This window comes from Endobacter medicaginis (assembly GCF_014192375.1).
Classification (GTDB): domain Bacteria; phylum Pseudomonadota; class Alphaproteobacteria; order Acetobacterales; family Acetobacteraceae; genus Endobacter; species Endobacter medicaginis.
Map to the genome: position 1 here is coordinate 154,600 of NZ_JACHXV010000006.1, position 14,057 is coordinate 168,656.

14 protein-coding genes and 4 tRNA genes are annotated in these 14,057 nt (G+C 67.8%); 6 read left to right on the plus strand and 12 right to left on the minus strand.

All coding sequences use genetic code 11. The annotated features are described in order from the left end of the window. Window positions 1-37: 37 nt before the first annotated feature. The 5 genes from FHR90_RS09940 to FHR90_RS09960 form a co-directional block, all read right to left on the minus strand. A tRNA-Leu gene (locus FHR90_RS09940) sits at window positions 38-124 on the minus strand. A 57-nt stretch (window positions 125-181) separates the two neighbouring features. Further along, complete coding sequence (gene cysC / locus FHR90_RS09945) at window positions 182-1,984, minus strand: adenylyl-sulfate kinase (RefSeq protein ID WP_176625180.1); 1,803 nt, start codon at window positions 1,982-1,984, stop codon at window positions 182-184. Between the two features lie 14 nt (window positions 1,985-1,998). Further along, window positions 1,999-2,805, minus strand: coding sequence for a sulfate adenylyltransferase subunit CysD (cysD, locus tag FHR90_RS09950; RefSeq protein WP_183275159.1), 807 nt, complete (start codon window positions 2,803-2,805; stop codon window positions 1,999-2,001). Between the two features lie 31 nt (window positions 2,806-2,836). After that, window positions 2,837-3,538 carry a phosphoadenylyl-sulfate reductase gene (locus FHR90_RS09955; protein ID WP_176626200.1) on the minus strand — a complete coding sequence of 234 codons (702 nt, stop codon included), beginning with the start codon at window positions 3,536-3,538 and terminating at the stop codon, window positions 2,837-2,839. Between the two features lie 143 nt (window positions 3,539-3,681). Continuing rightward, window positions 3,682-4,761 carry an ABC transporter substrate-binding protein gene (locus FHR90_RS09960; RefSeq protein WP_183275160.1) on the minus strand — a complete coding sequence of 360 codons (1,080 nt, stop codon included), beginning with the start codon at window positions 4,759-4,761 and terminating at the stop codon, window positions 3,682-3,684. 127 nt (window positions 4,762-4,888) lie between these two features. On the opposite strand from FHR90_RS09960, the gene FHR90_RS09965 reads away from it, so the two are divergent. Then, window positions 4,889-4,964: transfer RNA gene (locus FHR90_RS09965), tRNA-Asn, on the plus strand. Here FHR90_RS09965 and FHR90_RS09970 read toward each other — a convergent pair. Both FHR90_RS09970 and ada read right to left on the minus strand, forming a co-directional pair. Further along, window positions 4,954-5,115: a hypothetical protein gene (locus tag FHR90_RS09970; RefSeq protein WP_176626667.1), complete on the minus strand. Its 162-nt coding sequence runs from the start codon at window positions 5,113-5,115 to the stop codon at window positions 4,954-4,956. The two genes, FHR90_RS09965 and FHR90_RS09970, sit on opposite strands and share 11 nt — an antisense overlap. A 69-nt stretch (window positions 5,116-5,184) precedes the next feature. Further along, window positions 5,185-6,258, minus strand: coding sequence for a bifunctional DNA-binding transcriptional regulator/O6-methylguanine-DNA methyltransferase Ada (gene ada / locus FHR90_RS09975; RefSeq protein ID WP_246330170.1), 1,074 nt, complete (start codon window positions 6,256-6,258; stop codon window positions 5,185-5,187). Between the two features lie 108 nt (window positions 6,259-6,366). Between ada and FHR90_RS09980 the strand changes: the two genes are divergently transcribed. The 5 genes from FHR90_RS09980 to FHR90_RS10000 all read left to right on the plus strand — a co-directional run bounded on the left by FHR90_RS09980 (window position 6,367) and on the right by FHR90_RS10000 (window position 7,750). Then, on the plus strand, window positions 6,367-6,723 hold the full coding sequence (locus tag FHR90_RS09980) for a tRNA-binding protein (protein ID WP_176623156.1): 357 nt from the start codon (window positions 6,367-6,369) through the stop codon (window positions 6,721-6,723). Next, window positions 6,723-7,208, plus strand: a complete 486-nt coding sequence (gpt, locus tag FHR90_RS09985) for a xanthine phosphoribosyltransferase (protein ID WP_176623158.1) — start codon at window positions 6,723-6,725, stop codon at window positions 7,206-7,208. Before FHR90_RS09980 ends, gpt begins: the two co-directional genes overlap by 1 nt. Window positions 7,209-7,249: 41 nt before the next feature. Continuing rightward, window positions 7,250-7,326 (plus strand) — tRNA-Pro (locus tag FHR90_RS09990). Between the two features lie 22 nt (window positions 7,327-7,348). Next, on the plus strand, window positions 7,349-7,654 hold the full coding sequence (locus tag FHR90_RS09995) for an ETC complex I subunit (RefSeq protein WP_176623160.1): 306 nt from the start codon (window positions 7,349-7,351) through the stop codon (window positions 7,652-7,654). 19 nt (window positions 7,655-7,673) lie between these two features. Beyond that, window positions 7,674-7,750: transfer RNA gene (locus FHR90_RS10000), tRNA-Arg, on the plus strand. 8 nt (window positions 7,751-7,758) lie between these two features. Here the strand turns inward: FHR90_RS10000 and FHR90_RS10005 are convergent. The 5 genes from FHR90_RS10005 to FHR90_RS10025 all read right to left on the minus strand — a co-directional run bounded on the left by FHR90_RS10005 (window position 7,759) and on the right by FHR90_RS10025 (window position 14,014). Continuing rightward, window positions 7,759-8,904, minus strand: coding sequence for a hypothetical protein (locus FHR90_RS10005; protein ID WP_176623162.1), 1,146 nt, complete (start codon window positions 8,902-8,904; stop codon window positions 7,759-7,761). A 226-nt stretch (window positions 8,905-9,130) separates the two neighbouring features. Beyond that, window positions 9,131-10,627, minus strand: coding sequence for a glycerol kinase GlpK (gene glpK / locus FHR90_RS10010; RefSeq protein ID WP_176623164.1), 1,497 nt, complete (start codon window positions 10,625-10,627; stop codon window positions 9,131-9,133). A 30-nt stretch (window positions 10,628-10,657) separates the two neighbouring features. Further along, complete coding sequence (locus FHR90_RS10015) at window positions 10,658-11,518, minus strand: MIP/aquaporin family protein (protein ID WP_176623166.1); 861 nt, start codon at window positions 11,516-11,518, stop codon at window positions 10,658-10,660. A gap of 48 nt (window positions 11,519-11,566) precedes the next feature. Further along, window positions 11,567-13,165, minus strand: a complete 1,599-nt coding sequence (gene glpD, locus FHR90_RS10020) for a glycerol-3-phosphate dehydrogenase (RefSeq protein ID WP_176623168.1) — start codon at window positions 13,163-13,165, stop codon at window positions 11,567-11,569. 57 nt (window positions 13,166-13,222) lie between these two features. Beyond that, window positions 13,223-14,014, minus strand: a complete 792-nt coding sequence (locus tag FHR90_RS10025; protein ID WP_176623170.1) for a DeoR/GlpR family DNA-binding transcription regulator — start codon at window positions 14,012-14,014, stop codon at window positions 13,223-13,225. Between the last annotated feature and the right edge of the window lie 43 nt (window positions 14,015-14,057).

A 14,057-nucleotide genomic window follows, 5' to 3' on the forward strand; every position in this document is an offset into this window, starting at 1 on the left:
GGGCCAGGCCGGCCTCCGCCTGGAGGGCCGCGGGGGCTGGTGCGGGCGGTCGGACTCGAACCGACATATCCTTGCGAATGGCGGATTTTGAGTCCGCTGCGTCTACCGATTCCGCCACGCCCGCGCGGAAGAACTCCTATCGCGTCCCGCGCGGGCGATCAATCGGCCCAAGACGTGCTGCTCAGGGCGTGCGAATATAGTCCAGCAGGCGCGCCACCGAGGCCGCCACCGTCTCGTCGGCCGTCACCAGCCGCAGATCGGGCGTCTCGGGGGCTTCGTAGCTGCCATCGGTACCGGTGTAACCCTGGATGCGCCCGGCATTGGCGGCCGCGTAATGCCCCTTGGGATCGCGTGCGGCACAGGTGGCGGCGTCGGCGGCGACATGCACTTCGTGGAACCCCTGCCCGACGATCTCGCGGGCCAGCGCACGATGCATGCGCAGGGGCGAGATCAGCGCCACCAGCACCACCGCGCCCGCTTCCGCCAGCAGGCGCGCGACATGCGCGGTGCGACGGACGTTCTCGGTGCGGTCGGCCAGCGAGTAGCCCAGATCCTCGTTCAGCCCCCGACGCAGCAGATCGCCATCGAGCACCATCACCCGCTCGCCGCGCGCCGTCAGTGCTGCGGCCACGCCTTCGGTCACGGTGCTCTTGCCCGAGCCCGGCAGGCCGGTGAGCCAGTATACGCCGCGCGGTGCGGCGGTCGCGCCCTTGGCGAGACGCGCCTCCTCGGCATCGGCCAGCCCGGTCAGCGGTGCGGCGGCAACGATCTGTCCCGACGCATCCACCAGCACGCCGCGCCCCGACCCCTCGCCAGGCACGAAGGCGTCGAACAGCACGCTCTCGGCTGCCTGGAGCACCAGCTCGGCAAAGCCCTCCGGCGGCACCTGATCGGCCCGCGCGCCGGCCAGCGCATCGGTGTCGACCACTTCGAGGATCTCGGTGACCGTCACGTTGGTCTCGAACGTGCCCAGCCGCAGGCGCAGCGTCTCGCCCAACAGCAGCGGGGTCTGCCGCAGCCAGAACAGTCGCGTGCGCAGACGCCGTCCGCGCAGCGGCGCGGTGTGCGGATGATGCAGCAGGTCGCCGCGAGCGACCACCACATCCGGCTCCAGCAGCAGCGCCACCGACTGCCCCGCCCCGACCTCGCTCGGCGATGCATCGTGCCAGGTCGGGAAACGGGCAATGCGCGCCGTCGCCCCTGTCTTGCCGATCGCCACCGTATCGCCCACCGAGAACCGCCCCGCGTCGACGCGGCCGACGACGATGCGACCCTCCTCGCGGCGATAGACGTCCTGCACGCCCAGACGCGCCGGCTGCGCGGTGGCCGGACTCGTCGCCGGCACCGCCAGCAGCGCCTCCGTCAGGGTCGGGCCGTCATACCAGGCCAGCGCTTCGGAATGGGCGGTGATGTTGACACCCTCGCGCGCCGAGGCCGGGATCATCACCGCCGGTGCGATGTCGAGCTGTGCGAGCAGGGCGGCGATCTGCTCGCGCGCCTCGCCGATGCGCCCCTGATCGTAGTCCAGCAGGTCGGCCTTGTTCATCAGCACCACGACATGCCGCACACCGATCAGCCGCAGCAGCATCGCATGCCGACGCGTCTGCTCGCGCGCGCCCTCAGCGAGATCGACCACCAGCACCGCCGCCGACGCATCCGCCGCCCCGGTCAGCATGTTGCGGATGAACTGCCGGTGTCCCGGCGCATCGACGATCACATACTGCCGGTCACCGAGCCGGAACGGCAGCCGGGTCGAATCGATTGTCACCCCCTGGTCGCGCTCGGCCTGGAGGCTGTCGAGCAGATGCGACCATTCGATCGCCAGCCCGCGCCGCGCCGACGACGCCTTCGCCGCCTCCAGCCGACCCTCGGGGAGATTGCCGCTCTCGTGCAGCAGCCGTCCGATCAAGGTGGACTTGCCGTGATCGACATGGCCGACGATGACGATCGGCGTCGGTGCGGCGGTGATGCGTGTGTCGCTCATGATCCTGGTCCCGCTCACAGATAACCGGCGACGCGCAGCCGCTCGAACGCATCTTCGGATTCGTGGTCCATCGCCCGCCCGGCCCGCTCGGAGGTCTTCGTCGCGCGCAGTTCGGCGAGGATGTCGTCAACGGTGGCCGCGTCGCTGTCGACCGGGAAGGTGATGTCCTGGTCGCCCAGCGAGCGATAGCGCCTGCCGTTCTTCGAGAAATACAGGTCGACGACCGGAATTCCCTCACGCGCGATGTAGCGCCAGATGTCGAGCTCGGTCCACGCCAGCAGCGGATGCACGCGCACATGCGCGTCCGGATCGGCGGGCACGGCGAACTGGTCCCAGAACTCCGGCGGCTGGTTGCGCACATCCCAGTGCGAGCCGCCGCCCACGCCCGCGCCGCGCGGCGAGAACACCCGCTCCTTGGCCCGCGTCGCCTGCTCGTCGCGGCGGATGCCGGCGATCACGCCGGCGAAGCGGTGCTGCTCGATCAGGGCGGCAAGCCCTGCGGTCTTGCGCGCCGCAGAACGTGCCGCCGGCGGCAGTGACGGGTCCATCGCCTCGACCGGCGGGCAGTCGCCGATCGTCAGGTCGAGATTCCATTCCTTCGCATAGCGCGTCCGGAAATCGTACATCTCGGGAAACTTCTTGCCCGTGTCGACATGCAGCACCGGGAACGGCACCTGGCCGAGGAACGCCTTGCGCGCCAGCCAGACCATGACGTTGGAGTCCTTGCCGAGCGACCACAGCATCGCCAGCGGCTTCAGCCGGAAGGCGGCCTCGCGCAGGATCTGGATGGAGCGGGCTTCGAGTTCGTCGAGATCGTTCATCGGAAGGCTTTCGTTCGCAGGCGAGAGCAGGTCAGAGATGGATGCCGCATTCGGTCTTCAGCCGGCCGGCCCAGCGCCCGGCACGGGCATCGGCGTCGGCACCGACCGGCTCGGTACAAGGCTCGCAGCCGATCGAGCGGTAGCCCCGCGCCACCAGAGGATGGCGCGGCAACCCCCGGCGCAGCATCTCCGCCTCGATGCGTCCCTCGTCCCAGTCGGCGATCGGATTGAGCCGCAGCCGCCGGCCGACGCGCTCGACGGTCGGCAGCCCGGCGCGGGTCGCTGCCTGATGGCGCTTGCGCCCCGTGGCCCAAGCGGCAAACGGCACGAGTGCCGCGTCCATCGGCTCGACCTTGCGCAGCCGGCAGCAGGAATCGGGATCGAAATGCCACAGCGTGCCGACCGGGTCCTCCCGGTCCACGGCACCCTGGCTCGGGAGCGCCTCGCGCACCGCACGCAGGCCGAGATGGGCTGCAAGCTCGGTGCGATAAGCCAGCGTCTCCTCGAAATGGCGGCCGGTTTCGAGAAACACCACCGGCATCGCCGGATTGGCCTCCGCGGCGAGTGCGAGCAGCACCGCCGAATCCGCCCCGAACGACGACAGCACGGCCACCCTGCCCGCGCCCAGCGCGGCTTCCGCCGCGCGCAAAAGCGAGACCCCCTGGAGCCGGCCCAGACTGGCCGCCACCTGGTCCAGATCGATCAGCGCGTCGTCATCGACATCGCGTTGCATCGTGCATTCCCCGATTGATTTTCGGGTGTTTAACGCGCGCCGATCAGAATCGTAAACGTGAAATCCACGTTTCACGATGCATGTCAGATGTTATCACGCTGCATTGCGGTATAAACGCAACACCATCGTTGTTTAGGCCGATCTCAGGCCGGGGTGATGTCGCGGACCGCCATCCGCGCGAAGCGGGCCGAATTAAGCGTGTCGGCAAAGACGCCCAGCAGCTTGAGATCGTCGGCGTATTGCGCGACCTGCTCGCGCAGGGGCGCGCCGATCGGGTGGATGTCCTGCCCCTCGGCAGCCAGCATCGCGCTGACCTGATCGGCCGGCATCCCGCCCATCTGCGGCGCGAGCATCGCACCCGCCTCCTTGGGATGGCGCGCGGTCCAGCTGGCGGCATCCTGGATGGCGTGCACCAGCGCGGTGACCACGTCGAGCCGCGCGCCGAGCATCGCCTGGCTGACGCCCAGGATCGAACTCACGCGCTGGCGGAAGCTGCCGGAATCCGACGAGAGGATCTGGTTCAGATGCAGGTCGTGCTGAAGTTGCCACAGCAGCGGATCGACGCCGGCGATCGCATCGACCTCGCCCGCATTCAGCGCATCGACGAAATGCGCCGGATCGGTCTCGACCCACCGGATCTGCTGCAACGGATTCATGCCCTTGCGGCGCATCATCACCGCCAGCATCTGCACCACCGACGAGTCGCGACGCGCGACCGCGACGCGCTTGCCGTCCACATCCTCGATGCGGTGGATCGGCGAGCGCCTCGGCACCAGCAGCCGCGTGCCCCCGGCATGCAGCCCGCAGACCAGGCTGGCGCCCAGCCCGCCCTGCAGCGCCGGCAGCCAGCGCACCGCAGGCGTGATCACCGCGTCGAGACGCCCGGCGGCGAGATCGGCGAAGGCGTCGTCGCTTCGATCATGGCTTTCGAGCTGGATCAGAAGATTATACGCGGTGAAGATGCCGTTCATCTGCCCGACCGCAAGGGCGGCGAGCGGTGGCGCATGCGTGCCGGTCGACAGCCGCACCAGCTTCGGCGGACCGTTGCTGAGGGTGGCATCGGCATCGGTATCGTGATCGGGGATCGCATCGAGCACGATGCCGGTCGCCACCACCCCGGCTGTCGCCAGCCCCGCCCCGGCGGAGATCAGCAGCGCCCGCCGACCGAGCTTTCCGATCGACCGCCTGGGAGCGTCGTGAGGCGGTTTGTCTGGTTCACTCATCGCCGCGCCATCATGCCCGCAACCGCGCGACAGGGGAAATCGCGCGCCAATGAAGGCTTTGACAGATGGTCCGTCGAAGAAGGGTTTACGCCCGCCGACGAGGTCGCTATACGGAGCGCCGCGCCGATCCCTGATAGCTCAGTTGGTAGAGCAAGCGACTGTTAATCGCTCGGTCGTAGGTTCGAGTCCTACTCAGGGAGCCAGCGCCTCCTGCTCCGGCTCGCCGCATGGCTCCGACGAGGCATGCCAGCGATACGGACCGACATGGCACAGGTTCAGGCGCATATGGTGCATGCCGAACGTGGCCAGTCCGGCCACCATCACCAGCGCAATCAGGGCACGGGCTTGATACATGGTCCGGATCATACGCCTGCCTGACAGCGATTTCACGACAAACCGGCAGCACGGACACACGATACCCGTTCACGCATCCGTGTCCGACCGCTCCCGCGCGAGCAGGCGCCGCTTGCGCTCCACGCCCCAGCGATAACCGCCCAACGCCCCATCGCCGCGCACGACGCGGTGACACGGCACCACCACCGCCAGCCGGTTCGCGGCACAGGCGCCGGCCACCGCACGCGCCGCCTCGGGACGTCCGATCGTCGTCGCGAGGTCGGCGTAGCTGACCGGGCGGCCCGGCGAAATTCCGCGCAATGCGGTCCAGACACGGTGCTGGAAGGCGGTGCCGCGGATGTCCAGCGGCAGCGCCGCGCCCCCCGCGCCGTCGATCGCACCGATCACCGCCTGCAGGGTGGCGGCATCCTCCGGCAGCGGCTCGACCCAGCGCGCCTCGGCAAAATCGGTCATCATGCGGACACGCAGCGCGTCCGGATCGTCGCCCAGCGCGATCGCGGCGATGCCGCGGTGGCTGAACGCCACCAGAACATGGCCCAGCCCGGACCGCGCGGGGGCCAGACGCAGCACCTCGCCGGCGCCGAAGCGTCTGTAGTGCTCCGGCGTCATGCCCAGCGCGGCCATCGCCTCGGCATAGAACCGGCTCAGCGCCCCGAACCCCGCCTCGAACGCGGCATCGGCCACCCGCCCCGCGCCGGGCAGGGCGGCGCGCAGCCGTGCGGCACGCAGACCCGCCGCATAAGCCCGCGGCGACAGCCCCGTGTGGCGCCGGAAGGCGGCGCGCAGGCGGACGGGGGAGAGGCCGGCCACGGCCGCCAGCGTGGCCAGCGTGACATGCCCCTCGGCCGCCTCGAGATGCCGGCAGGCGGCCATCACCGCCCCGGCCTCCGGGTCGGCGCCCTCCCCGTCCGGCCGGCAGCGCAGGCAGGCACGGCAGCCGCTGGCACGGGCGGATGCGAGGCTGTCATGCAGGCGCACATTCTCCCTCCTGGGCAGGCGCGAGGCACAGGAGGGCCGGCAGTAGATGCCGGTGGTCAGCACGCTGTACCAGAACGTACCGTCGGCGGCGCGATCGCGCGTCAGGATGGCCTGCCAGCGCGGATCGGTGTCGAGACTGTCGTGGGGCGGGGCGATCGTGTTCATGCCGGTCATCCTCGCTCGCCGCGCCTCCGCCGCGCATCCTGCCTGCGACGATGCAATTCGAGATCGCTCCCGCTTGGCAAGTGCGGCGCGATCGGAGACAACGTCGCGATGGAGCACCCCCCGCCCGCACCGATCACCGGCATCGACACCTTCGCCGCCCTCGACATCCGCGTCGGCACCATCGCCGATGCGCGTCCGTTTCCCGAGGCCCGCAAGCCGGCCATCCAGCTCTGGATCGATTTCGGACCCGCAATCGGCATCCGCAAATCCTCCGCCCAGATCACCCGCCACTACACGCCCGACCAGCTCATCGGCCGGCAGGTGCTGGCGGTGGTCAATTTCCCGCCCCGCCAGATCGGCCCGTTCACCTCCGAGGTGCTCACCCTCGGCGTGCCGGATTCGTCCGGCGAGGTGGTGCTGATCCGGCCCGATCATCCCGTCTCCGACGGAGGAAGGTTGTTCTGATGGCCGTCGCCTATGCCACCGTCACCTGGGACCAGCTCCATCGCGACGCGCGGCTGCTCGCCGAGCAGCTCATCCCGCTGGGCCCGTTCCGCGGCATCGTCGCCGTCACCCGCGGCGGTCTGATCCCGGCGGCGATCATCGGTCGCGAGATCGACTGCCGGCTGATCGAGAGCATTTCCGTCGTCACCTATGACGAAGAGCAGATCGGCAAGCCGAAGGTGATCAAGCCTCCGACCGCCGCGGGCGATGGCGAGGGATTCCTCATCATCGACGACCTCGTCGATTCCGGCGTCACCGCGCGCGAGGTGCGCGCGCTGCTGCCGAAAGCCTATTTCGCCTGTCTCTACGCCAAGCCGTCCGGGCGTCCGCTGACCGACAGGTTCGTCGTCGAGGTGCCGCAGGACACCTGGATCCTGTTTCCGTGGGATACTGCTCCGCTGTTCGTCCCGCCCCTGGCCCGCAAGGGCGCCGAGAGCGCGCAATAGCTTGCGCGGCTTGCGGGCCCGCCTTAGGGTCCGCACCGGTTCGGGGCGTGGCGCAGCCTGGTAGCGCGCCTGTTTTGGGAACAGGAGGCCGCCGGTTCGAGTCCGGCCGCCCCGACCAGTGTGAGAGGGAATCGGCATCGATGCGGGCACGGATCTATCGGCAGCCGAAAACGGCGATGCAGTCCGGCCAGGCGAACACCGGTGAGTGGGTGCTCGAATGGGGCCAGTCCGCACCGCGCCATCTCGACCCGCTGATGGGCTGGACCGGCAGCACCGATACCCGCAGCCAGGTCAGGCTGTTCTTCGTCGAGCAGGCGCAGGCCATTGCCTATGCCGAACGCGAAGGCTTGGCCTACGATCTCGAACGACCGACGCCGAAGCGGTTCGTCCCCAAGGTCTATTCCGACAATTTCGCCCCCGGGCGCCGTCAGAACTGGACCCACTGATCCCGCCTGCCCCCGGTTTGCGCCCTTAGCTCAGATGGATAGAGCATCAGCCTTCTAAGCTGGCGGTCGCTGGTTCGAATCCAGCAGGGCGTGCCACCGCTTGCTCAGGTCAGGAACGCCTTGCCGGCGAACCACAGAGGCACCAGCAGCGCCTGCAGCATCGCGAAGACGGTGATCGCCGGCCAGACGAACGCGCGGGGCACGCGGGCGAGCCCCACGGCGATCACGACCATCATCATCGGATTGGCGAACATGTAGCGCTGGATCGATTCCAGCCCGGAGCTGCCGGACACCCACCAGATCGCGAACAGCAGCACCGCCTCGAGCCAGCAGCCCAGAGCCAGCGCCAGCAATACGCCGAGGCCGCCGGCAATCCCCTCCAGAGCCACATACCGCGCGCTCCGGTCCGAACGGTCGAGAAAATTGTGCACCGTGAGGTCGTCGAATCTGAAGGCACGCAGGATGTTGCCGATCGGATCGTCCATGCGACGGTGCCAGCCGGATTCCACATGCACGAAGGCCAGCGCGTCACCCGCATGCACATGCAGGTAGATCATGTAGGACAGCAGCCCGATCGTGCCGAGCGCGGCGAACGCAGCGATCCGCAGCGACTCGCGCAACCTCGCCTGATCGGCGGCCGCGCGGCGGCGCAGCACCGGCCACCACAGACCCAGCCAGCCGGACACCGCCACGATCGCGACCAGCAGCGAGGCGGTCGGCCGGCATGCGGTAAACACCGCCGCGCACAGCCCGGCCGCGAGCACGCGACGTTCGGCGAACAGCGCGATCACCGCAGCGGCCAGAAGGCCGAACAGCGCCTCGGAATAGGGCACGCGAAAATACAGGGTCGTCGGCAGCGTCATGAACACCGCCACCGTCAGCCATGGATCGCGCACGCCGTAGCGGCGGCGCATGTAGCCGACGCAGATCACGGTCATCACCACCAGGGCGGCGTTGTTGAGGATCAGGGAGGCGGCGACAAAGGGCTGATGCAGCAGATGACTGACGCCGAGCGCCGCCAGCGGAAACAGCGGAAAGAACGCCCATGACGCCTGCCCGTCGTGATTGAGCGCCCCGGCTGGTGGATAACCGAGATCGAAGATTCCGTGATACCAGCCGCAATCCCACTGGCAGGCCACCGAAGTCAGCCCCTCGGTGCCACGCGAGGCGAGCCAGTAATACCCCATGACCAGCAGATCGAAGCCGAGAGCATAGAGCAGCACCGGCAGCACGCGGACAACAGAAGGCATGCTGCGACGACTTTCCGGCAGGCGATCGAGGCGCTCTCGGTAACATCGGCGTCATGCCGGCGCAAGCAACACGACAGCGACGAACCGACACCTGCGACATCGGCCCATCACGGGTCCAGGGCAACGATTGCGTCCTTCGCCATCCTCCCCGGCCGAACAACGAAACGCCCGGAACCTTGCGGTCCCGGGCGCCCGTCGCTCCCCTCTTGTCGGGATATGCGGTCGTTCAGGCGACCTTGAGCTTGGCGCGCGCCAGCGCTTCTTCCCAGCCGGCGACCAGCGTCTTGCGCAGGGCGGGGTCCATCTTCGGCTCGAAGCGCGAGGCCTCGGTCCAGGACTTGGCGATGTCGGCAGTATCGGACCACACACCGGTCGCGAGACCGGCAAGGAAGGCCGCGCCCCGCGCGGTCGATTCCAGATCGGCCGGGCGCGACACGGGGGCTTCGAGCATGTCGGCGAGGAACTGGCAGAACCAGTCATTCGCCGCCATGCCGCCATCGACGCGAACGCCGGTGGTCTTGCCGCCGCCGTCCTGGCTGATGGCCTTCGCCAGATCGAGCGTCTGGTAGGCGACGGATTCGAGGGCGGCGCGGGCGATATGCGCCGCACCGCTGCCGAGTGTGAGGCCGCAGATCAGGCCGCGCGCATCCGGATCCCAGTGCGGCGCACCGAGGCCGACGAAGCCCGGCACCATGTAGACGCCGTGGCTGTCGGGCACCCGGGTGGCCATCGAATCGGTCTCCGAGGCGCGTGCGATCAGGCCGACGCCGTCGCGCAGCCACTTGATCGCCGCACCGGCGACGAAGATCGCTCCTTCGAGCGCGTAGGTGGTCTTGCCGCCGAGCCGGTAGGCAATGGTGGTCAGCATCCGGTTCTCGGACTTGACCGCTTCCTCACCGGTGTTGAACAGCATGAAACACCCGGTCCCGTAGGTGGACTTCACATTGCCCTTCTCGAAGCAGGCCTGGCCGACGAGGGCCGCCTGCTGATCGCCCGCCATGCCGGCGATCGGGATCGACTTGCCGAACAGCTTCGGATCGGTCTCGCCATAGATTTCGGAGTTGCTCTTGATCTCGGGCAGCACCGAACGCGGGATGCCGAAGATCTTGAGCAGTTCGTCGTCCCACTCGCCGGTATGGATGTTCATCAACTGCGTGCGCGAGGCGTTGGTGGCGTCGGTGGCGTGCACCTTCCCACCCGTCAGACGCCACAGCAGGAAGCTGTCGATGGTGCCGAAGGCGAGCTTGCCGGCTTCGGCGCGAGCGCGCACGCCGCTCACCTCGTCAAGGATCCAGCGCAGCTTGGAGGCGGAGAAATACGGGTCGATCAGCAGCCCCGTCTTGCTCTGGATCGTCCCCTCGGTGCCGTCCGCGCGCAGCTTGTCGCAGAAGCGCGCGGTGCGGCGGTCCTGCCAGACGATCGCGTTGTAGACCGGTTCGCCGGTCTCGCGGTCCCACAGCACCACCGTCTCGCGCTGGTTGGTGATGCCGATGCCGGTGATGTCGCCGGCGCCGACCTTGGCTTTCTCCAGCGTATCCTTCGCCGTGGTGACGGCATCGCGCCAGATGTCCTCGGCATTGTGCTCGACCCAGCCGCGATCGGGATAATGCTGCTCGAACTCGTTGCGCTCGGTGGCGATCGCTTCGGCGTTCCCGTCATAGACGATCGAGCGCGTCGAGGTCGTGCCCTGATCGATGGCGAGAATGTATTTCTTCGTGCTCATGACGAATGGTCTTCCTCGTTGAAGTCGGGCTCAGGCGACGCGGTCGACGGGCGGCACCACGGCATCGGCCGCGATGCGCTGCGGCATCCCGGCCGCGACCCGCTTGGGCAGGAACGGGCGCACGGCGAACTGGTAGATGGCCGCACCGATCGGGCCACCGATCAGCGGTGCGACGATCGGCACCCAGAAGTAGTTGAGCTTGCCGGGAATCGCACCGGTCCCCCATCCGGCAAAGAAGCAGAACAGGCGCGGGCCGAAATCGCGCGCCGGGTTGATCGCCCAGGCTTCGAGGAAGCCGGCCGAGGCACCGATCGCCGCGACCAGCAGGCCGATGATCAGCGCGCCGGAATTGGCCATCGGCGCAGCCTCGTTGTACTGCTCGGTGATCGCGAAAATGCCGAGCACGAGAAACGCGGTCAGGATGATCTCGTCGGTGAAGGCGTGCATCGGCGTGATGAACGGACCCGGGCTGGTGAAGAACATGCCCGCCGCGCCGGCATCGAGATCGCGTGCGAAATGGTGCACGGCGTTGAAATGATCGATGACCGGCACATAGAGCGCATAGACGATCGCCGCGCCGATGAAACCGCCGATGATCTGCGCAACCCAGTAGGGCAGCACCTTCTTCCATGAGAAATCACGGAACAGCGCCAGTGCGAGCGTGACCGCCGGATTGGCGTGGCAGCCCGACACCGAACCGGTGACATAGATCGCGATGGTGACCGCCAGCCCCCAGGTAATGCACACGCCCCAGTAGGCGTTGGCATAGGGATTGATGGGCGGATCGTAGAGGACGATCATGCCGGCGACACTGTCGCCGATCAGGATGATGATGGCGACCGCGATGATTTCCGCGATCAGCTCCCCGATGATTGCTTTTCTTGCTTCCATTGTGACGTTTCCTGTCCCAGCCCCTCAGGGGACGGTTGTTGGTGACACTCAGTTCGTCGCGGCGACAGGCTCCGATGCGGTCTGTTGGGCGAGCATCGTCTCGATCGCGGCACCGATCCGCTCGATCTGTGCGGGCTTGAGCCGGATCCCGATCCGGCTGCGGCGCCACACGGCATCCTCGGCGCGACGAACCCACTCGTGACGCACCAGGAATTTCAGTTCGGCCTCCGTGAAGTCGGCCCCGTACAGCTCGCCGAGATCCGACATCGACCTGGCATCGCCAAGGATGTCGAACGCTTCGGTGCCGTACGCACGCAGCAGCCGGTCGGAATGATCGGCGCTGAGAAAAGGATATTGCCTGCGCAGCCGCGCGAGCAGCGCCGGCGCCCCGTCGATCGGGAAATCGCCGCCCGGCAGCTTGGAGTCTCCGGTCCAGCCGGGCTGGCGCGTCGCGGCCTTGGGCAGCAGCGGCACCAGATGCTCCAGCGCATGCTCGGCGAGACGGCGATAGGTGGTCAGCTTGCCGCCATAGACCGACAGCAGCGGCGCGCGACCGCCTTCGCTGTCGAGCTTGAGCACGTAGTCGCGCGTCGCCGCCTGGGCGGCACCCACGCCGCTCTCGTCATAGAGCGGGCGCACACCGGAATAGGTCCACACCACATCCTTCGGCGTGATCGGCGTCTTGAGATAATCCGAAGCCGAGCGGCACAGATACGCGATCTCGTCATCGGTCGCACGCACATCCGCCGGATCGCCGCTGTAATCGCGATCGGTGGTGCCGATCAGCGTGTAATGCTGCTCGTAGGGAATGACGAAAAAGATGCGCTTGTCGGCATTCTGGAAGATGTAGCAGCGGTCGTGCTCGTAAAGGCGCGGCACCACGATGTGGCTGCCCTGCACCAGGCGGACCGGAGAATGGGTGTTGGCGTGGAAAGCGTTCTGCGCCACCGCGCCGACCCAGGGGCCGGCGGCATTGACCAGGCTGCGCGCGCGGATGGTGTGGCGCCCGCCCTGCTCGCTGTCGACATCGACCACCCACAGCCCGCCCTCATGCCGCGCGTTGACGCAGCGCGTGCGGGTCTCGATCACCGCGCCGAGACGCTGTGCATCGCGGGCATTGAGCACCACCATGCGTGAATCCTGCACCCAGCAATCGGAATATTCGAAGCCGAGCCCGAACTCGTCCTTCAGCGGACCGCCGACCACATCCTCATGCAGGCGCACGGTGCGCGTCGCCGGCAGACGCTTGCGGCCGCCGATATGGTCGTAGAGGAACAGCCCCAGACGCAGCATCCAGGCGGGTCGCAACTTCTTGTGGTAAGGCAGCACGAAACGCAGCGGCCAGATGATGTGCGGCGCGATGCCCCACAGCACCTCACGCTCCTGCAGCGCCTCGCGCACCAGCCGGAACTCGTAATATTCGAGATAGCGGAGTCCGCCATGAATCAGCTTGGTCGCGGCCGACGAGGTCCCGGAGGCGAGGTCGTTCTGTTCACACAGATAGACGCTCCAGCCACGTCCGGCCGCATCGCGCGCGATGCCGCAACCATTGACGCCGCCGCCGATGATCGCGATGTCGAAAATGCGCTCGTCGGCGCCCTGGTCCGGCCCGCCGGCAGCGATCGCCGGACTGCTGTGATCGGCCATGCCTGTCACCCTGATCGTTTCTTCCCCGGATGACGATGGCACGGCGCGAACGAATGTTCAAGCGAGCACTTCGACCACTTCCACCTTGCTGTCACGGCACAGGGCGGCGGCGCGCGGGGTCGGCAGCCGGTCGGTGACGAACAGGTCGATCTCCGCCAGCCGTGCGATACGGATCGGCGCGCGCCGGGCGAACTTGCCGGCATCGGCGACCAGCATCACCCGCCGTGCGTTCTCGATGATCGCGCGGCTGACCTGCACCTCGCGCACGTCGTAATCGAGCAGCACCCCTTCCTCGTCGATCGCCGAGGTACCGATCACCGCCAGATCCATCTTGAAGCCGGCCATCGCGGCCGCCGCCGCCTGGCCCACGATGCCGCCGTCGGAGCTGCGCATCGAACCGCCGGCCATGATCACCTTGATCTCCGGATTGGCGTAGAGCGTGCCGGCCACGTTGAAATTATTGGTGACCACCAGCAGCCCGGTATGGCGCGCCAGCGCACGCGCCACCGCCTCGGTGGTGGTGCCGAGATTGATGAACAGCGAGCTGCCCTGCTCGATCATCGAGGCGGCCACCGCACCGATGCGTTCCTTGGCCTCGGAGGCGGTGCCCTTGCGGGTCTCGTAGGCGAGATTCTCGATCCCGGAGGCGACGACCGCGCCACCATGCACCCGGGTCAGCCGCCTTGCGGCGGCCAGCTCGTTGAGGTCGCGGCGGATGGTCTGCGGGGTGACGGCGAAGCGCTCGGCCAGTTCCTCGACCGCGATGCGGCCATCGGCGCTGATCAGTTCGAGGATCGATTCCTGTCGGGCATTCGAATTGCGTGGGCTGACAAGCCGGCTTCTGGCCATGGTGCCGATCTTTTCTGAGCAAATGTTCGTACGAACGTCATGC